Here is an 18,336-nt window from a genome sequence, read left to right as displayed (position 1 = left end):
CCACGACCGGATTTCGAGGACGCGGGCCCCCGCTGCGGCATGATGGGGCGCATGGGGACCGAGGGAGCCGGCTTCCGGCTGATCGCGGGCCGTTACCGCCTGGAGGAACGCGTCGGGCGCGGCGGCATGGGCGTCGTGTGGCGGGCCAGGGACCAGGTGCTGGGCCGTCAGGTGGCGGTCAAGGAGTTCCTCCCGGACGACTCGCTCCCGGACGACGACGCGCGCCGCCGCCGCGACCGCACCTTCCGCGAGGCCCGCGCAGTCTGCCAGTTACGGCACCCGCACATCATCGTGGTGCACGACGTGGTGGAACACGACGGCCGGCCGTACCTCGTGATGGAGCTGGTCGACGGCCCCTCGCTCGCCGAGCGGATCGCCCGGGACGGCCCGGTCGACGCCGCCGAGGCCGCGCGCATCGGCATCGCCCTGCTGAGCGCGGTGCACACCGCGCACGAGGCGGGGGTGCTGCACCGGGACATCAAGCCCGCGAACGTCCTGATCGAGTCCGGCACCGACCGGGTCGTCCTCACCGACTTCGGCATCGCCCAGGTGGAGGGCGCCACCACGCTCACCGAGACCGGCGCCTTCGTGGGCTCGCCCGAATACACCGCGCCGGAGCGGATGTCCGGGCTGCGCACCGGGCCGGAGTCCGACCTGTGGTCCCTGGGCGCGCTGCTGTGCACGGTGCTCAGCGGCGAGTCGCCGTTCCGCCGCGACTCGCTCGGCGGCATCCTGCACGCCGTCGTCTCCGACGACATCCGCCCGCCGGCCCAGGCCGAGCCGCTGCTGCCCGTCGTCCTCGGGCTGCTGGAGCGCGACCCCGACCGGCGGCTGGGCGCGGCGGACGCCGAGCGGTTGCTGCGGACGTACCTGGAGACCGGCCGCACCCCGGCCGCGCCGGGCGGCCCGGGTACGGGAGCCCACGGCATCGGGCGCCTGTACCCGCACCGGATCGGCGGCGGCCGTACGCACCGGATCCCGGCGGCCCACTCGCCGACCCGGCCGGACCCGCCGCACGGCGGGCCGCCGCCGCTCGGCCCCGCCCTGCCGACGGCGCAGCCGCCCCCGGTCCGGCAGGCCCCGCGCGGGGTGCTGGTCGCGGCCCTGCTGGTCGCCGCGCTGACCGGGGCCGGGGTGTCGGCCGCCACGCTGCTGCTGCACCAGAGCGGGGGCGGAGGCGGCACCCCGGGCGGCACGGCCACCACCCCGGCGACCCGCACCGGGACCGGCGCCACGGGGACGACACCGTCCCCGACGGCACCCGCGCCACCGGTCACGCCCCCGCCCGGCCCGACCACCACCGGCACCGCGGCCGTGCCCGGCACCGGCTCGCGCACCGCGCCCTCCGGTTACCGCACGGCCCGCGACCCGGCCGGCTTCTCCCTCGCCGTCCCCGAGGACTTCGTCCGCAGCCCGCGCGACGAACGCGTCTTCTACTTCTCCCCGAACCAGACCTTCCGCCTGGGCGTCAGGGTCGGCGGCCCGCAGCCCGGCGGCCCCCGGGGCGTCCTGGAGCGCTCCGCCGCCGCCGGCGCCGACAACAACCCCGGCTACCGCGACGGCCGGGTCACCCCGGCCACGCACCGCGGACACCGGGCCGCCTTCTGGGAGTTCACCTGGAACGGCTTCAGCGCGGCGGAGGGCCCGCGCCACACCTACGACCTGTGCTGGGAGGAGGGCGGCCGGCTCTACGACGTGTGGGTGTCGGCGCCGGTGGGGAAGGTGCGCGAGGCCCGGGAGTACTTCGACGTGGCCGTCGACACCTTCTCGGCCGGCGGGTGAGAGCCGGCCGCTTCGACAGCGGCGCCGTGCGCGCGGTACTGATGGAGCATGACCGAAGACGGCGCACACCCGCCCGACGCACGTCTGATCGGCGGCCGTTACCGGCTGACCGGACGCCTCGGGTCCGGCCCGGCCGGCACCGTCTGGCGGGCCCTGGACGAACGGCGGCACCTGCCGGTCGCGCTCAAGGAGCCGCTGCTGCCGGGCGATCCGGTGACCGACGAGGAGAGCGGACGCCTCGCCCACCGGCTCCACCACGAGGCCCGCGCCGCGACCAGGGTGCGGCACCCCTCGGCCGTGACGGTGTACGACGTGGTCACCGAGGCCGGACTGCCCTGGGTCGTCATGGAGTTGGTCGAGGGCGAGTCGCTGCGCGAGGTGCTGGGGCGCGGGCCGCTGCCGGCCGCCGAGGCCGCGCGGATCGGGCTCGCCGTGCTCGGCGCGCTGCGCGCCGCCCACGCCGTCGGCATCGTGCACCGGGACGTCAAACCGGCCAACGTCCTGCTGGAATCCGGTACCGGACGCGTCGTCCTCACCGACTTCGGCATCGGCGCCGGGCAGGTGCCGGCCGGTTTCGTGGCCCCCGAGCGGGCGGCGGGGCCCGGTGCCGGTCCGGCCTCCGACCTGTGGTCGCTGGGCGCACTGCTGCGCACCGCCGTCGGGGACACCGACCCCGGGCCGCTGGGCCCGCTGCTGGACCGGCTGCACGCCGAGGAGCCGGCGGCCCGGCCGGACGCGGCACGGACCGAGGCCGCGCTCCGCGACTGCGCGGGCCTCACCGCCGTACCGGACCCACCCCGCGCGCCCCACGCCCCGAGCGCCGCACCGGAACCGCCACCGGACTCCGACGCCCCGGCAGCCCTACCCGAGCAGGCGCCTGCGCCCGACGCCCCGGCGGCCGCACCGGAACAGGCGCCTGCGCCCCACACCCCCGCGGCCGTACCCGAGCAGGCGCCCGAGTCCGATACCCCCGCCGCCGTACCCGGGCCGGCACCGGATGCGCCCGTTCCGGCCCCCGGCCCCCGCCGCCGCGCCGCCCTGGGCCCCCTCGCCCTGCTGCTGGCGAGAAAACCGGGAGCCGACTGAGCTTCCCCCCGTCAACGCCCTGATCAGCGCTTTCCTGCCAGTGATCACTGGCAGGGTGTGAGCGGTCGGTGAATCCGCGTTACCGACGGGTACACAAAGGGCGCGCCGCGGCATACCCTGCGCGTCATGACGGACACGCAGGCCCCGGACATCGCCGGTACCAACCCGCTCGCGCCCGCTCCCGACGGCGCCCGTACCGCCGCCGACGTGGTCACCCCCCAGCTGGTGGCCCGGCTCACCAAGGGGGTCGCGGGCTCCGGCCGTACCGCGAACCACACCCCGCTCACCGGCGAGAAGCTGGCCGACCTGCCCGAGTCCACCCCGGACGACGTCCGCGACGCCTTCGCGGCGGCCCGCGCCGCCCAGACCGTGTGGGCGGCGACCCCGCTGCGGCAGCGCGCCACCGTGCTGCTGCGCTTCCACGACCTGGTGCTGGAGCGGCAGGCCGAGGTCCTGGACCTGATCCAGCTGGAGACCGGCAAGGCCCGGCTGCACGCGCACGAGGAGGTGCAGGCCGTCGCCGTCGCCGCCCGGCACTACGGCCGCCGCGCCGCCGCCTATCTGCGGCCCAAGCGGCACGCGGGCGCCGTGCCGGCCCTGACGAAGGTCACCGAACTGCGCCACCCGCGCGGGGTCGTGGGCCAGATCGCCCCCTGGAACTACCCGCTGGAGCTGTCCGTCGGCGACGCCCTGCCCGCCTTCGTCGCGGGCAACGCCGTGGTGATGAAGCCCGACACGGAGACCTGCCTCACCGCGCTGTGGGCGCGGGACCTGCTGATCGAGGCCGGGCTGCCCGGAGGCGTCTTCCAGGTCGTCCTCGGCGAGGGCCCGGTCGTCGGCCCCGAACTGGTCCGGCACGCCGACTACGTGTCCTTCACCGGCTCCACCCGCACCGGCCGCGAGGTCGCCGTCGGCGCCGCCTCCCGCCTGGTCGGCGCCTCCCTCGAACTCGGCGGCAAGAACGCCATGCTGGTGCTCGACGACGCCGACGTCGAGAAGGCCGCCGCCGGCGCCGTCCGCGCCTGCTTCTCCTCCGCGGGCCAGCTGTGCATCTCCATCGAGCGGCTGTACGTCCACGAGTCCGTCGCCGACGCCTTCCTGGAGCGGTTCGCCGCCCGCACCAGGGCCATGCGGCTCGGCAACTCCCTCGCCTACGGCGCCGACATGGGCTCCCTGGTGGGCGAGCGGCAGCTGAAGACCGTCGAACGGCACGTCGAGGAGGCCGTCGCCAAGGGCGCGAAGGTGATCGCGGGCGGGGTGGCACGCCCCGACATCGGCCCCTACTTCTTCGAGCCCACCATCCTGGACGGCGTCGAGCCCGCCATGGCCGTCTGCGAGGAGGAGACCTTCGGCCCCGTCGTCTCCGTCTACCGTTTCCGGACCGACGACGAGGCGGTGGATCGCGCCAACGCCACGCCGTACGGCCTGAACGCGTCCGTGTGGACGACGAACGCCCGCCGCGGCCGGGACATCGCCGCCCGCCTGCGCACCGGCACCGTCAACGTCAACGAGGGCTACGCCCCCGCCTACGGCAGCGTCCAGTCCCCGATGGGCGGCATGAAGGACTCCGGTCTCGGCCGCCGCCACGGCTCCGAGGGGATCCTCAAGTACACGGAGGCCCAGACGGTCGCCCAGCAGCGGCTGCTGCCGATGGCGCCCTCGCTGGGCATGGACGACGAGGCGTACGCCCGGTTCATGAGCACGAGCCTGCGCCTGATGAAGGCCTTCCGGTTCCGCTAGCGGCACCCGCCCGCGAGTCTCCCGGCAAGCAGCCGTTCGCAAGCACCCGTTCGCAAGCACCCGTTCTCACCGAGGAGAGCACGTGTCGAAGGAGCAGTCCGTCCAGACCCGGGACGAGGACGGGTACGACTACGACGTGATCGTCGTCGGTTCGGGGTTCGGCGGCTCGGTGTCGGCCCTCCGGCTCACCGAGAAGGGCTACCGGGTCGGCGTCCTGGAAGCGGGCCGCCGCTTCACCCGCGCCACCCTCCCGAAGAACTCCTGGGACCTGAAGAACTACCTCTGGGCGCCCCGGCTCGGCATGTACGGCATCCAGCGCATCCACCTGCTGGGCAACGTCATGGTGCTGGCCGGCGCGGGCGTCGGCGGCGGCTCGCTCAACTACGCCAACACCCTCTACGTACCGCCGAAGGCATTCTTCGACGACCCCCAGTGGCGGCACATCACCGACTGGCAGGAGGAGTTGACGCCGTACTACGACCAGGCCCGGCGCATGCTCGGGGCGCGGCTCAACCCCACCATGACCCCCTCCGACGTCCATCTGAAGGCGGCGGCCCGGCGGATGGGCGTCGGCGACACCTTCCACATGGCCCCGGTGGGCGTGTTCTTCGGGGACGGCGAGGACGCCGACGGACGGACGACGGCCGCGCCCGGCGGGCGGGTCGCCGACCCCTACTTCGGCGGGGCCGGACCCGACCGGCGGGCCTGCACCGAGTGCGGCGAGTGCATGACCGGCTGCCGGCACGGCGCGAAGAACACCCTCAACGAGAACTACCTCCACCTCGCCGAGAAGGCGGGCGCGGTCGTCCACCCCATGACCACGGTGGTGTCCGTCACCGACGACTCGCGCGGCGGCTACGCGGTGGCGACCCTGCCGACGGACCGGAAACGGAAGGCCGAGGGCCGGATCCTCACCGCCCGCCGGGTCGTCCTCGCGGCCGGCACCTACGGCACCCAGACCCTGCTGCACCGCATGAAGGCGGGCCGCCAGCTGCCGTATCTGTCCCCCCGGCTCGGCGACCTGACCCGCACCAACTCCGAGGCGCTGGTCGGCGCGCAGACCGACGACCGCCGCTACCGCCGGGCGACCGGCACGCCGCGGGCCGACTTCACCCGGGGCGTCGCCATCACCTCCTCCATCCACCCCGACGAGAACACCCACATCGAGCCGGTCCGCTACGGCAAGGGCTCCAACGCGATGGGTGGCCTGTCCATCCTCCAGGTGCCCTACACGGAGGGCTCCTCGCGCGTGCTCGCCTGGCTGGCGAACGCGGCCCGGCACCCGGTCCAGGTCGCCCGCTCGCTGTCCAACCGGCGCTGGTCGGAGCGGACCATCATCGGCCTGGTCATGCAGTCCCTGGACAACTCGCTGACCACCTACCTGAAGCCGGCCGGGCCCGGCCGGGGGCTGCTCACCGCCCGGCAGGGGCACGGCGCGCCCAACCCGAAGCAGATCAGGGCCGCGACCGAGGCGGCCTCCGCGCTCGCCGCCGAGATCAACGGCTTCGCCGGCAGCAACGTGGGCGAGCTGATGGGCACCCCGCTCACCGCGCACTTCCTCGGCGGCTGCCCCATCGGCGACTCCCCGCAGACGGGCGTGATCGACCCCTACCACCGGCTCTACGGCCACCCCGGCATCTCGGTCGTGGACGGCTCCGCGGTCTCGGCGAACCTGGGCGTGAACCCCTCGCTGACGATCACCGCCCAGGCCGAGCGGGCGATGTCGTTCTGGCCGAACAAGGGTGAGAAGGACCCGCGGCCGGCGCAGGGAGCGGCGTACGAGCGGCTGGCGGCGGTGGAACCCAAGGCGCCGGTGGTGCCGGCGGACGCGTTCGGCGCGCTGCGGCTGCCGTTCCTGGGGATGCCGGCGGTGCCGCCGAAGAAGTGACCGAAACGGCGGACGGGACCTGCATCCCCCTCCGAAAGCAGGTCCCGCCCACCGTTTCTTGATCCGGCAGGTTTGATCAGCGGAAAGCTGGAAGGGTTGCTCTGAAGCGCCCGATTTGAAAAGTGATCTGGGTCACATTTCGGAGGGGGTGGGGCCGGAGTCGGGGCCGGTCGCCGGGCGGCAGGGGGGGCGGCGGGTCCGGGCGCGACGAAGGGCCCCGCGGGACGGAGGGGCCGCGGGGCCCTTCGCACGGTCGGCGCCGATGCCCGGGACCGGCGCCGCGCCCTGCGCTGTCCGGGGTTTTCCGCCGGCCGGCCCCGGGCGTCCCCGGAGCCGGCCGTTCTCTCGCGTGACCGGGCTGCTGTCCCCTGCCGTCCGGCCACTTCCCCGGAGCGAGGTCCCACGGCGTACGGCACGACCCGTACGCCTCATCGCTCCGGCGAGCCACGCGTGGTGCTGACGCCCGCCCCTGGCTGGCACGGACACACCCTCAACGAAGGGGCGCGCGGGCCGGTCACGGCACCGTACGGGTGAGAGCGGGACCGAACTCAGATGCGACCCCGGCACAGCTCCAGGAGGGTCATGGCGAGGCCGGTGCCGGGCCTGCCGAGGGCGTCCCGGTAGCGGCCGAGGATCTCCATCTCGCGGGACAGGTGCACGCGCCGCCCGCCGGAGGCGATGCGGGTCTGCTGGACGACGGCGGAGACGGCCATCCGCTCCTGGATCAGGCCGATGATCCGGTCGTCGAGCGCGTCGATGCGCTCGCGGGCGTCGGCGATGGTCGCTTCCGGTGTGGTGGTGGTCATGCGGGGCTCCTCGATCGGGGTGACGCGAGCCCTGGGACGACGGAACCCGGTGAACGACAGGCGCCCCGGGCCTTGTCGGCCCGGGGCGCCTGGGAAGTCGCTTGGCGGTTGGCTCAAGCAGCACGACCATGGCAGCCGGCGGGCCGGATGCCATAGGTAAAGACGAAGGTCGGGTGCTTGCGCATGCGGTCAGTATGCCACGGCGGCCCGTCTTCGGGGTTCGGAGGTCCGGCGGCCACCCCGTTAGAATCGGAAGCACAGACCCCCGCCCGACCACCAGAAGGCACCCCGTGTCATCAGCGACCCAGTCTGCCGCCACCCCCGACACCGTCCTGGTCGTCGACTTCGGCGCGCAGTACGCCCAGCTCATCGCCCGTCGCGTCCGCGAGGCGCGGGTCTACAGCGAGATCGTGCCGAGCACCATGCCGGTCCGCGACATGCTCGCCAAGAAGCCCGCGGCGATCATCCTCTCCGGCGGTCCCTCGTCGGTGTACGAGGAGGGAGCCCCCCGCCTCGACCGCGAACTCTTCGAGTCCGGCGTCCCCGTCTTCGGCATGTGCTACGGCTTCCAGCTGATGGCGCAGGCCCTCGGCGGCACCGTCGACAACACCGGCGCCCGCGAGTACGGCCGTACCGACCTGCACGTCTCCAGGGCCTCCTCCACCCTCTTCGAGGGCACCCCGGAGGAGCAGCACGTGTGGATGTCCCACGGTGACGCCTGCTCCGCCGCCCCGGAGGGCTTCACGGTCACCGCGTCCACGGCCGTCGTCCCGGTCGCCGCGTTCGAGAACGACGACAAGAAGCTCTACGGCGTCCAGTACCACCCCGAGGTCATGCACTCCACGCACGGCCAGCAGGTGCTGGAGCACTTCCTCTACCGCGGTGCCGGGCTGAAGCCGGACTGGACCACCGGCAACGTCATCGAGGAGCAGGTCCAGGCCATCCGCGAGCTGGTCGGCGACAAGCGCGCGATCTGCGGCCTGTCCGGCGGGGTGGACTCCGCCGTCGCCGCCGCCCTCGTGCAGAAGGCCATCGGCTCCCAGCTGACCTGCGTCTACGTCGACCACGGCCTGATGCGCAAGGGCGAGACCGAGCAGGTCGAGAAGGACTTCGTCGCGGCCACCGGCGTGCAGCTGAAGGTCGTCGACGCCGAGGAGCGCTTCCTGAAGGCGCTCGCCGGGGTCACCGACCCCGAGGAGAAGCGGAAGATCATCGGCCGGGAGTTCATCCGCGTCTTCGAGCAGGCGCAGGCCGAGATCATCGCCGACGAGGGCCCGGCCGTGGAGTTCCTGGTCCAGGGCACCCTGTACCCGGACGTGGTGGAGTCCGGCGGCGGCACCGGCGCCGCGAACATCAAGTCGCACCACAACGTCGGCGGCCTGCCCGAGGACCTCGAGTTCAAGCTGATCGAGCCGCTGCGCAAGCTGTTCAAGGACGAGGTCCGCATGGTCGGCAAGGAGCTGGGCCTGCCGGACGAGATCGTCCAGCGCCAGCCCTTCCCCGGCCCCGGCCTCGGCATCCGGATCGTCGGGGAGGTGACGAAGGAGCGGCTGGACCTGCTGCGCGAGGCCGACGCCATCGCCCGCGAGGAGCTGAGCGCGGCCGGCCTGGACCGCGACATCTGGCAGTGCCCGGTGGTCCTGCTCGCGGACGTCCGCAGCGTGGGCGTCCAGGGCGACGGCCGCACCTACGGCCACCCGATCGTGCTGCGCCCGGTCTCCTCCGAGGACGCCATGACCGCCGACTGGTCCCGGCTGCCCTACGACGTCCTGGCCCGCATCTCGACCCGGATCACCAACGAGGTCCGCGACGTCAACCGGGTCGTGCTCGACGTGACGAGCAAGCCCCCGGGGACGATCGAGTGGGAGTAGGCCCTAGGCGCGCCTGAGCGTGCGCGGGGGCTCACCGGGCTTCCAGACCTGGACGACCAGATACGCGTCGTCCTCGACGTAGGTGCGGACGACCTCCGTCAGCTCGGTGCGGAAGAGGTGGAACGGCTGCGGCGGTTCCACCTCTTTCACGTACGCGGCCTTGGCCGGGCCCTCCCCGACCTCGTACGCCCGCCCGCTGATCCGGACGTCGCCGCCGCCCAGGTCCGTACCGCCGCCGGGATTGGCCTGGAGGGTGAAGCGCGGGTCGCGCAGCAGGTCCAGGGCCTTGAGGGAGCGCGGCATCATCCCGAGCCACAGTTCCCCGTCCACGAACCGCACCTCCAGACCGGAGGTGCGGGGCGAGCCGTCCCGGCGCAGGGTCGCCAGGACGTGGTGCCGGTAGGCGCCGAAGCGCTCCTCGGCGACGGCCGCCAGCCCGGGCGCGGCGGTGCGGAAAGCTGTCCAGTTCATACGCACCAGCCTGCCGCCCAATCCGGACATCTCCTGTCGGGTATGCACCGCGCACATCATCTTTACCGGCCGGCGCTGCCCATGTGGGCCGACCGGGGGTACGTTCCGGCCCGTACGGCCATTCCCTGCTGGAGGTTCCATGCACGGATCAACCCCGCCCCTGCCGCTGCCCACCGACCGGTTGCGGTTCGCCATGCCGCCGATGCACGAGTCGGTGGAGGACGAACGCCGGCACCGCAAGGAGCGGCTCGCGGGCGCCCTGCGGATCTTCGGACGGGCCGGCTTCGAGGACGGGGTGTCCGGGCACATCACGGCCCGGGACCCGGAGTACACCGACTGCTTCTGGGTCAACCCGTTCGGCATGCCCTTCAAGCACGTCACCGTCAGCGACCTGGTGCTCGCCAACCGGGACGGGCAGGTCGTCGAGGGCCGCTACCACGTCAACCAGGCCGCGTTCACCGTGCACGCCCAGGTGCACGCCGCCCGCCCCGACGTCGTCGCCGTCGCCCACTGCCACTCCGTGTACGGCCGCGCCCTCGCCGCCCTCGGCGACCTGATCGACCCCATCACCCAGGAGAGCTGCGCCTTCTACGAGGACATCGCCCTCTACGACGCCTACACCGGCGTCACCGTCGACGCCGGGGAGGGCCGCCGGATCGCCGCCACGCTGGGTTCCCGCAAGGCGCTGGTGCTGCGCAACCACGGGCTGCTCACCGTCGGCGACTCGGTGGACGCCGCCGCCTGGTGGTTCCTGTCCCTGGACCGGTCCTGCCAGGTGCAGCTGACGGCCAAGGCGGCGGGCCGGCCGGTGCTCATCGACCACAAGGCGGCCGTCGCCACCCGCGAACAGCTCGGCGGCGACCTGGTGGCCTGGATCAACTACCAGCCCCTGTGGCAGGACATCAGCCGCGCCGAACCGGACCTGCTCGACTGAGGCACCGGCCCGGGTGCGCGTCCGGCCCCCGCGACCGGGGCGGCGGCACGAGGCGGTGACCGCCTCCCCGCTACGGGGACGCGCGACCGGGTCAACACGGCGCCTGACGGGTTCACCCGCCCTGACCCGGACCGGCCACCCCGAGGGGCCCGGAGTGCGGCACAATTCGCTGTCGTCGCAGGGGAGTTGCCGGACCGTCACGCGCGCCGCGGAGGGCGTCGGCGGGGCCGGCGGGTCGTGGGGAAGGCGGGCGTCGGACGTGACGGTGCGGCAGGCAAGGGGGGACACGGGGGCCGGGGAGGACCACGAGGGCGGCTGCGCCTGCGGGGACTGTCCGCACGGCGCCCGGGAGGGACATCGGCGCGCCGTCGCCGCGTTCCTGCGCCGACGCGACGAGTTCGCCGCCGGACGGGGACTGCCGGCGGCCGTGGCGCACTCGGCCTCGGCGTCCCGCCAGTGGGTGTCCGAGGAACTGACCCAACGGGCCGAGGCCGTCGCCGAACGGGACCGCGCCGAGGGCGCGGCCCGGCTCGCCCGGCTGTGGCTGCGCACGGTGTGCGCGGTGTGGGGCACGGTCATCGCGCTGCTGCTCGCCGAGGCACTCACCGCGATCGGCGCGGGCTGGACCGGCGCCCGCACCGCGGCCCTGCTCGCCGCGCTCGCCGTCGCCGGCGCCCTGACCGCCGCCTGCTTCCTCCACCGGACGCGCGGCGGAGCGCTCGCCCCGGTGATCGGCGAGGACAACCGCATCTCCACCTCCCGTGTCGTTGCCGCCTGCTGGGTGCTGTTCCTCGGCTACGCCGTCCTGCTGCTGGCACTCCGCCTGGCCGCCGCCTCCGACCCCGCCGAGCGCGACGCGCTGATCGCCGGCCTCGGCCTGGCGCACGGCGCGGGCATGGTGTCCGTCCTCGCCGTCGTGTGCGGCATCGCCGTCCTGGTCCGCCGGGTGGTGGTCGTGCGCGTCCACGCCCAGCGGCTGCAGAAGGTACCGGCCCACCGCCCGCGCGCCGCCGACCTGCTCACCGACGACTCCGGCCGGGGCGCCTTCACCGACATCCAGTACGTCGCCGTCGGCGCCGTCGCCCTGCTGTTCGCCGCCGTACGGCTGGCCCGCCGCCCCGACCGACTGCCCGACCTGCCCTGGGGCCTGGCCGTGGTCGTGCTGATCTCGGCGGCGACCTATCTGGCCGGCAAGTACGCCGAGGGCGGCCGGCCGGTGATCCTCTCGGTCGTCCGCGCCCGGGAGCCCGGCGACCTCGACGGCCCGGTCCGCACCGGCGACGACATCGAGATCCGCGGCAGCGGCTTCGTCCCGCCCGGAGCCCAGAGCCCCGACCGGCTCTCCCGGACGGTCGTCCGCATCGGCACGGTCGACGTCCACGTCCCGCTGATCCCCGTCACCGGTGGCTTCCGCAACCCCACGGACACCACCCTGACCGTGCCCGTACCCGCCGACGTGGAGCCCGGACCGGTCGACGTCCAGGTGGTGACGGCGGCCGGCGTGACGACGAACCGGTACCCGCTCCAGGTGGCGGAGTGAGAGGCGGGTTCGCCGCGGGGGGCCGAAATCCGGAAAATCATCTGGGACAGGATTGAACGGGCTCCCTTCGTCATACGTATCGTCACATCAGGGGGCACTGCGGGTGAAAGGCGGCTTGTAGCGATGACTCAAGGCATGCGGACGGAAACGCGCATTCCCCGGCTGAACGAGCCCCGCAGCCTCCGGGACACCCTCACCCACTACGCCCTGCTGCCACTGCGCCTCTTCCTGGGCGTCACCTTCCTCTACGCCGGCCTGGACAAGCTCACCGACAGCGCCTTCATGCACTCCTCCGGCGCCGGATCGATCGGCGACACCATGCGCGCGGCCCGCGACTCCGCGGCCATCCCGGCCCTGATCGACCTGGCCCTGAAGAGCCCGGTCGGCTTCGGCTACGCCATCGCCCTCGGTGAACTGGCCGTCGGCATCGCCACCCTCCTCGGTCTCCTCGGCCGCCTCGCCGCGCTCGGCGGCGCGCTGATCTCGCTCAGCCTCTGGCTGACGATGAGCTGGGCCACCACCCCCTACTACTACGGGAACGACCTCGCCTACCTGATGGCCTGGCTCCCCCTGGTCCTCGCCGGAGCCCCCTACTTCTCCGTGGACGCGGCCTGGCGCGCCCGGCGGTGGCCCGGCGGCTACCGCTGACCCTCCGCGGCGCCGCGCCGTCTGCGGACCCCCCGGGCCAGCACGGCCGTGGCGCCGGCCAGGCACAGGGCACCCACGACGAGCGGAACCATCAGGAACCACGGGGTCTCCCACAGACCGGCCGCGTCCCCCGCGTAGGCCGCGGCGATGCCGGTGAGGCAGAGCCCGGCGACCAGCCTCCCGGGCTGGAACTCATGACGCAGCACGGCCGACCTCCACCTGTCCCACTCCGACGCCGAGCGTGAGATCCAGCGTGCCCGGCGTCCCCGAACCCTTGGCCGCGGCCTTGGCCGGTGCCAGCGTCACATCCCGATGCCTGCCGGGCCGCATGTCCACGTCCTTCCGCCCGTCCCCCGGCAACCGGATGTCGCCCAGCCCCACATCGATGTCCATCCGCACGGTCACGTCCGCCGGCACGATCACCTTCAGCCGCCCCGCGCCCACCCGGGCGTCCGTGGCGACCGCCCGCCCCGTGGCCGGGCGGACCCGGCTCAGATCCAGCGTGGCCCGCCCCGTGCCGAGGTCGTAACCGGACCGCACCTGCGCCACAGCGGCCGGCCTCCAGGACGCCTCCTTCCAGTCGGCGGTGATGTCCCGGGGCAGGGCCGCCGCCCCGGCGAGCAGGGCCGCCGTGATCACGGCCAGGAACACCGTCCCGGCGCCGGTCCGGCCCAGGAACGCGCTGAGCGCTATGCCCAGGCCGAACACCGCCAGCGCGCAGGCCAGGCCGGTCTGGAGGTTGGTGCCCAGCGGTTGGGTGTGCCAGCCGCGCCAGGTGCCCAGGCCACTCGCCAGCAGGGCGAGCAGGACCACCCAGTCGCCGATCCAGCGCGGGCCGCGCGGTCTCGGGGGCTTTGCCTCGAGTGCGGGTATCGCCCCGGGGTGCGTCCAGGGGGTGGTGATGCCGACGTCCAGGACCGACGTCAGATCCCGTTCCCCGGCGTCGCCGGGCCCCCACAGATAGCCGGTGCCACCGACATGGGTGCCGTCCTTGACGATCGGGTCCCGCCACCACGAGGGGTAGGCGGTGACGACCGGCGGCGCCTGGGCCTCCGGCGGCGCGTCGGCGGCGGCCTGCGCCGCCAGGGGATCGTGGTCGGGGGCGTCTCGGCGCCGCGACCAGTACCCCGCGCCGGCGAGCAGCAGCGAGAGCACCGCGGCGAACGCCAGCACCCCGCCGTTCCTCAGCATCGTCAGGAAGATTCCGCAGCCGACCAGGGCGAACAGCACCGCGGCCAGCGCATGGCCGTCGACCCGGCCCGTGAACAGCTTGCGGACCTCGTTCTCCTCCTCGTCCTCGTACGGCACCAGCAGCCAGGCGAAGCCGTAGAAGATGAGGCCCAGGCCGCCCGTCGCGGACAACACGGCCAGCGTGATCCGGAAGATCACCGGGTCCATGTCGGTCTGCCGGCCGAGTCCCGCGCACACGCCCGCGATCATCCTGTGTCCGCGGTCCCGCCGGAACCGCTCGGGGAGCCGGTGGCTCTCCCGCCCCTCCGCATCCCTCGCGGGGGAGGGGCCGCCACTCCGCGAACGGGGGCCGACGCCGGCATGGGCGTGGGAGCCGGCACCGGCCGCCGCGTTCTCTCCCGTCGCGGCGGGCGCGGCATCCGTCGGCCCGGTGCCCGGGGCCGGGCGCGGGCCGGGGCCGGGTCCCGGACCCGTCGCGGCGTGCTCGTGATCCGTCATGCGTCCATGGTGACCGGCCGGCGGCCCGGGCGGCAGTCGGGACGACCCTGGGCCAACCCTGAAATCGGCCCTGACACCGGGCGGGGAAGCGTTCGAACCGCACCGCCCGCCCGGATCCGGCGTCCGAGCGGCCCACCCGGACCGGCCCTGACGGAAGATCAGGGGCGTCTCCGGGGCCGACCCTGATGCTCCGCCCCGCCGCCCGTGTGACCATCGTTGGCATGCCGGAAGCCGCAAGCCTGCCACTCGACGACCCGCGGCCCCCGCGCAAGCTCTACCGCAGCAGCGACGGACGCTGGCTCGGCGGAGTGGCGCGAGGGCTCGCCGGGCATCTCGGGCTGCCCGTCGTCTGGGTGCGGCTCGTCTTCGCCGGCCTGCTCACGGCCGACGGGCTCGGAGCGCTGCTCTACGCCGCGTTCTGGTTCTTCGTCCCGCTCGGCGTCGGCGGCGTCGGCGACCAGAAGCCCGCTCCGGTGGGCGCGGAGACCTCCCCGGACGGCAGGCGCAGACTGGTGCCGCGCAAACCGGACCGCGGGCAGATCGCCGCCCTGCTCCTCATGGTCATCGTGTCCATGGTCTTCGTGGGCAGCGTCAACCTGGGCAGCGCGACCAAGGCCTATCTGGTGCCCGCCGTGCTCGTCGCGGCCGGCGTCGCCCTCGTCTGGCGCCAGGCGGACAACGCCCGCCGGGCCCGCTGGGTCGAGGCCGGCCGGCGGCGCCGCACCCTCACCCTGCTGCGCACGGTCGGCGGCGTCCTGCTCGTCACGGCCGGTGTCACGGCGGTCTTCGTCCTCCAGGGCTCCGCCGCCCACCTGGGCGCGGTGCTGCAGGCCGCGCTCGTCGTCCTCGTCGGCATCACCCTGCTCGCCGGTCCCTACCTGGTCCGCATGACCCAGGACCTCTCCGAGGAACGCCTGATGCGCATCCGCGCCCAGGAACGCGCCGAGGTAGCCGCCCACGTCCACGACTCCGTGCTGCACACCCTCACCCTGATCCAGCGCAACGCCGAGAACGCGGGCGAAGTGCGCCGCCTCGCCCGCGCCCAGGAACGCGACCTGCGCACCTGGCTGTACAAACCCGAGGGCACCGGCAAGGACGAGGCCGACGACCCCGGTACGGTCGCCGAGGCGGTGCGGCGCAACGCCGCCGAGGTGGAGGACAAGCACGGCGTGCCCATCGAGGTCGTCCTCGTCGGCGACTGCCCCCTGGACGAGAGGACGGCGGCACAGATGCAAGCCGCGCGCGAGGCTATGGTGAACGCCGCCAAGTACGGTGGCGAGGGCGGTGCCGTACAGGTCTACGCCGAAGTCGAGGGAAAGTCGGTCTTCGTCTCCGTACGGGACCGCGGCCCCGGCTTCGAGCTCGACGCGATACCCGCCGACCGCATGGGTGTCAGAGAATCGATCATCGGCCGCATGGAACGCAACGGCGGCACGGCCCGGCTGCGGGCGGTGCCCGACGGCGGCACCGAGGTCGAGCTGGAGATGGAGAGGGCGGAGAAGACGTCATGAGCGACGCGACCGAGGCGAACGGCACGGCGGGGACGGCGGAGGCGGCCGGGTCCGGCCGGCCCGGTGCCGGCGCGGACGGGCGGCACGTACGGGTGGTCCTCGTGGACGACCACCGGATGTTCCGCACCGGCGTCCAGGCCGAGATCGGCCAGACCGCCGAGACCGGCGTCGAGGTGGTCGGCGAGGCCGCGGACGTCGACCAGGCCGTCGCGGTCATCACCGGCACCCGGCCCGAGGTGGTCCTCCTCGACGTGCACCTGCCGGGCGGCGGCGGGGTCGAGGTGCTGCGCCGGTGCGCGGCGCTGTCGGCCGACGCCGAGCGGCCCGTCCGCTTCCTCGCGCTGTCCGTGTCGGACGCCGCGGAGGACGTCATCGGGGTGATCCGCGGCGGCGCCCGCGGCTATGTCACCAAGACCATCACCGGCGCCGACCTGATCGACTCCATCTTCCGCGTCCAGGAGGGCGACGCCGTCTTCTCCCCGCGGCTGGCCGGGTTCGTCCTGGACGCCTTCGCCTCGACCGACGCCCCGCCCGTGGACGAGGACCTGGACCGCCTCACCCAGCGGGAACGCGAGGTGCTGCGCCTGATCGCCCGTGGCTACGCCTACAAGGAGATCGCCAAGCAGCTCTTCATCTCCGTGAAGACGGTCGAGTCCCACGTCTCGGCGGTGCTGCGCAAGCTCCAGCTGTCCAACCGGCACGAGCTGACCCGCTGGGCGACCGCGCGCCGGCTGGTCTGACGTCCCCACGGGCCCGTCCGGGCCCGCCCCTCACGCCACCCGGGTCGCCCCCGCGAACGGCATCTGGTCGATCGGCGCCAGCCGGACCGGAGCCGACGGGTTGGGGGCGTGGATCATCCGGCCGCCGCCCACGTAGATGCCGACGTGACTGATGCCGGGATAGAAGAACACCAGGTCTCCCGGCCGCAGTTCGGAGCGGGAGACCTGGCGGCCCGCGTTGATCTGGGCGTAGGAGGTGCGCGGCAGGGTGAGACCGGCGGCACGGTAGGCGGCCTGGACCAGGCCCGAGCAGTCGAAGGCGTTCGGCCCGGTGGCGCCCCACACATAGGGACTGCCGAGCTTGCCGTACGCGTAGGCGACGGCTACCGCGGCGCGCCCGCCGGGTGCCGGGACGGATCCGGCCCGCTCCAGCGGCTCCCGTAGATCCGCGGCCGACCGGGAGACGTGTCCGGCCGGGGCGTCGGCGGTGGTGGCCTCGGCGCGCTGCCGGGCCGTGAGCCGCGCGAGCAGCCGCCGGGCCTCGTCCAGCTTGCCGGTGACGGTCCTCTTCTGCCGGCGCAGCTCGGCCTGCCGGGACCGCAGCGACCTCACCTCGACGCGTGCGGCACCGCGCAACCGCTCGATCTCGTGCAGCTGCCGGCGCACCCGCGACACCGCCGCGGCCTGCCGGTCGCCGGCCCGCTCCGCGAGCGCGGCACCGTCCAGATACCGGTCGGGGTCGCTGGAGAGGGCCAGTTGCCAGGCCGGGGCGATGGCGCCGTCCCGGTACTGCGCGGCCGCGATCGAGCCCAGGGCGTTCCGGGCCGCGTCGAGCCTCACCTGCCTGCGGGCGGTCTGGTCCTGCAGCGCGCTCAGCCGCCGCTGTGCCGCGTCCGCCTCCTCCTTTGCCCCGTTGTACTTCTCGGTCGCGGCCTCGGCCTCCCGGTACAGCGTGTCCACCCGGGCCTTCACCTGGGCCGGCGTGAGCCGGGGCTCGGCGTGGCCCGTCCCGTCGAAGCAGGTCGCGGTGGCCGCGCCCGCCAGGGCGAGCGTGGCGACCGTCCGGACCGTATGGCCGGTGAGGGGGCGTTGCGGGGGCTTGCGGTGGGCTGCCACCTGGAACCGTCACGTCCTTCCGTACGACTCGTACGACCGCTCGGTCGTACGCGCGCCCCGGGGCGGCCCGTGCAGGGGGAGTGGCCGCCGCCGGGTCCTTCTAGGCGGTGGTGGCCGGTTGCCGCCCCTGGTCCGGGCGGCAATGGGGAGCCGGTCACCCGGGGGAGGACCTTAGAACGGATGGTGACCGGATGGTGACACGGTGTGCGGAACTGGCCCTCGCTGATCGTGGTGTGGCCAGAGGTGATCATGTGGTCGTTCCGGAGTCGTCGTTTTCACGGAGCGCGGTGATCGAAACGGGGAAGCGGTGGCTGGCGGGGCGGTGGGGTGCTACGGGACGCCTTTGCGCATCATCCGGCCGGGGCTTGGCGAAGGCGGCTCCGAGGGTGGGCGCCGGCTGTCGGCAGGGGCCGGTGGCGGGGTGACGGGTGGGGGCTGGCTAGACGCCTCACGCCCCCAAGCCGTCAAGTCGGTTGCCGAGACGCGCGTGTAGCTTTGCTGCCGGTTCGATTACGGACGCAAGGGGGCTTCGGTG

General features: G+C 74.0%; 15 protein-coding genes. 10 read left to right on the top strand and 5 right to left on the bottom strand.

Going from position 1 to position 18,336, the window contains the following annotated elements:
- Positions 1 to 51 precede the first annotated feature (51 nt).
- From ACZ4W9_RS01590 to ACZ4W9_RS01575, 4 genes are all read left to right on the top strand, one after another.
- A complete protein-coding gene (locus ACZ4W9_RS01590) occupies positions 52 to 1,782 on the top strand; it encodes a serine/threonine-protein kinase (RefSeq protein ID WP_467932452.1) in 1,731 nt (576 codons plus the stop codon).
- Positions 1,783 to 1,830: 48 nt separating this feature from the next.
- Positions 1,831 to 2,868 carry a serine/threonine-protein kinase gene (locus ACZ4W9_RS01585; RefSeq protein ID WP_467932450.1) on the top strand — a complete coding sequence of 346 codons (1,038 nt, stop codon included), beginning with the start codon at positions 1,831 to 1,833 and terminating at the stop codon, positions 2,866 to 2,868.
- Positions 2,869 to 2,994: 126 nt separating this feature from the next.
- On the top strand, positions 2,995 to 4,608 hold the full coding sequence (locus ACZ4W9_RS01580; RefSeq protein ID WP_467932449.1) for a succinic semialdehyde dehydrogenase: 1,614 nt from the start codon (positions 2,995 to 2,997) through the stop codon (positions 4,606 to 4,608).
- 82 nt (positions 4,609 to 4,690) lie between these two features.
- Positions 4,691 to 6,496 carry a GMC oxidoreductase gene (locus ACZ4W9_RS01575; RefSeq protein ID WP_467932447.1) on the top strand — a complete coding sequence of 602 codons (1,806 nt, stop codon included), beginning with the start codon at positions 4,691 to 4,693 and terminating at the stop codon, positions 6,494 to 6,496.
- A 548-nt stretch (positions 6,497 to 7,044) separates the two neighbouring features.
- On the opposite strand, the gene ACZ4W9_RS01570 is transcribed toward ACZ4W9_RS01575, so the two are convergent.
- Positions 7,045 to 7,302, bottom strand: coding sequence for a chorismate mutase (locus ACZ4W9_RS01570; RefSeq protein ID WP_467932446.1), 258 nt, complete (start codon positions 7,300 to 7,302; stop codon positions 7,045 to 7,047).
- Between the two features lie 290 nt (positions 7,303 to 7,592).
- Between ACZ4W9_RS01570 and guaA the strand changes: the two genes are divergently transcribed.
- Positions 7,593 to 9,173: a glutamine-hydrolyzing GMP synthase gene (gene guaA / locus ACZ4W9_RS01565; protein ID WP_467932444.1), complete on the top strand. Its 1,581-nt coding sequence runs from the start codon at positions 7,593 to 7,595 to the stop codon at positions 9,171 to 9,173.
- A 3-nt stretch (positions 9,174 to 9,176) separates the two neighbouring features.
- Here guaA and ACZ4W9_RS01560 read toward each other — a convergent pair whose 3' ends face one another.
- Complete coding sequence (locus ACZ4W9_RS01560; protein WP_467932442.1) at positions 9,177 to 9,644, bottom strand: pyridoxamine 5'-phosphate oxidase family protein; 468 nt, start codon at positions 9,642 to 9,644, stop codon at positions 9,177 to 9,179.
- A 139-nt stretch (positions 9,645 to 9,783) separates the two neighbouring features.
- Here ACZ4W9_RS01560 and ACZ4W9_RS01555 point away from each other — a divergent pair, with 139 nt between their 5' ends.
- From ACZ4W9_RS01555 to ACZ4W9_RS01545, 3 genes are all read left to right on the top strand, one after another.
- Positions 9,784 to 10,578, top strand: a complete 795-nt coding sequence (locus tag ACZ4W9_RS01555; RefSeq protein ID WP_467932441.1) for a class II aldolase/adducin family protein — start codon at positions 9,784 to 9,786, stop codon at positions 10,576 to 10,578.
- Between the two features lie 259 nt (positions 10,579 to 10,837).
- Positions 10,838 to 12,118 carry a hypothetical protein gene (locus ACZ4W9_RS01550; protein ID WP_467932440.1) on the top strand — a complete coding sequence of 427 codons (1,281 nt, stop codon included), beginning with the start codon at positions 10,838 to 10,840 and terminating at the stop codon, positions 12,116 to 12,118.
- 123 nt (positions 12,119 to 12,241) lie between these two features.
- Positions 12,242 to 12,766 (top strand): DoxX family membrane protein, encoded by a 525-nt coding sequence (locus tag ACZ4W9_RS01545; RefSeq protein ID WP_467932439.1) that lies wholly within the window; start codon positions 12,242 to 12,244, stop codon positions 12,764 to 12,766.
- On the opposite strand, the gene ACZ4W9_RS01540 is transcribed toward ACZ4W9_RS01545, so the two are convergent.
- Positions 12,757 to 12,972: a hypothetical protein gene (locus ACZ4W9_RS01540; protein WP_467932438.1), complete on the bottom strand. Its 216-nt coding sequence runs from the start codon at positions 12,970 to 12,972 to the stop codon at positions 12,757 to 12,759. The two genes, ACZ4W9_RS01545 and ACZ4W9_RS01540, sit on opposite strands and share 10 nt — an antisense overlap.
- Complete coding sequence (locus ACZ4W9_RS01535) at positions 12,959 to 14,455, bottom strand: PspC domain-containing protein (protein ID WP_467932436.1); 1,497 nt, start codon at positions 14,453 to 14,455, stop codon at positions 12,959 to 12,961. Before ACZ4W9_RS01535 ends, ACZ4W9_RS01540 begins: the two co-directional genes overlap by 14 nt.
- A 221-nt stretch (positions 14,456 to 14,676) precedes the next feature.
- Here ACZ4W9_RS01535 and ACZ4W9_RS01530 point away from each other — a divergent pair, with 221 nt between their 5' ends.
- Positions 14,677 to 15,966 carry a PspC domain-containing protein gene (locus ACZ4W9_RS01530; protein WP_467932435.1) on the top strand — a complete coding sequence of 430 codons (1,290 nt, stop codon included), beginning with the start codon at positions 14,677 to 14,679 and terminating at the stop codon, positions 15,964 to 15,966.
- Positions 15,963 to 16,706, top strand: coding sequence for a LuxR C-terminal-related transcriptional regulator (locus ACZ4W9_RS01525; protein WP_467932434.1), 744 nt, complete (start codon positions 15,963 to 15,965; stop codon positions 16,704 to 16,706). The genes ACZ4W9_RS01530 and ACZ4W9_RS01525 overlap by 4 nt, the downstream gene beginning before the upstream one ends.
- 30 nt (positions 16,707 to 16,736) lie before the next feature.
- On the opposite strand, the gene ACZ4W9_RS01520 is transcribed toward ACZ4W9_RS01525, so the two are convergent.
- Positions 16,737 to 17,801, bottom strand: a complete 1,065-nt coding sequence (locus ACZ4W9_RS01520; RefSeq protein ID WP_467932433.1) for a C40 family peptidase — start codon at positions 17,799 to 17,801, stop codon at positions 16,737 to 16,739.
- Positions 17,802 to 18,336 lie beyond the last annotated feature (535 nt).

It is taken from the genome of Streptomyces sp. NPDC029296 (genome assembly GCF_055569255.1).
The sequence above is the reverse complement of the archived record's forward strand: the minus strand, read 5'-3'. Positions and strand labels throughout refer to the sequence as shown.

Coding starts and splice junctions, on each gene's coding strand:
- ACZ4W9_RS01590 (WP_467932452.1), top strand. CDS start 52: ATGGGGACCGAGGGAGCCGGCTTCCGGCTGATCGCGGGCCGTTACCGC.
- ACZ4W9_RS01585 (WP_467932450.1), top strand. CDS start 1,831: ATGACCGAAGACGGCGCACACCCGCCCGACGCACGTCTGATCGGCGGC.
- ACZ4W9_RS01580 (WP_467932449.1), top strand. CDS start 2,995: ATGACGGACACGCAGGCCCCGGACATCGCCGGTACCAACCCGCTCGCG.
- ACZ4W9_RS01570 (WP_467932446.1), bottom strand. CDS start 7,302: ATGACCACCACCACACCGGAAGCGACCATCGCCGACGCCCGCGAGCGC.
- ACZ4W9_RS01560 (WP_467932442.1), bottom strand. CDS start 9,644: ATGAACTGGACAGCTTTCCGCACCGCCGCGCCCGGGCTGGCGGCCGTC.
- ACZ4W9_RS01555 (WP_467932441.1), top strand. CDS start 9,784: ATGCACGGATCAACCCCGCCCCTGCCGCTGCCCACCGACCGGTTGCGG.
- ACZ4W9_RS01545 (WP_467932439.1), top strand. CDS start 12,242: ATGACTCAAGGCATGCGGACGGAAACGCGCATTCCCCGGCTGAACGAG.
- ACZ4W9_RS01535 (WP_467932436.1), bottom strand. CDS start 14,455: ATGACGGATCACGAGCACGCCGCGACGGGTCCGGGACCCGGCCCCGGC.
- ACZ4W9_RS01530 (WP_467932435.1), top strand. CDS start 14,677: ATGCCGGAAGCCGCAAGCCTGCCACTCGACGACCCGCGGCCCCCGCGC.
- ACZ4W9_RS01525 (WP_467932434.1), top strand. CDS start 15,963: ATGAGCGACGCGACCGAGGCGAACGGCACGGCGGGGACGGCGGAGGCG.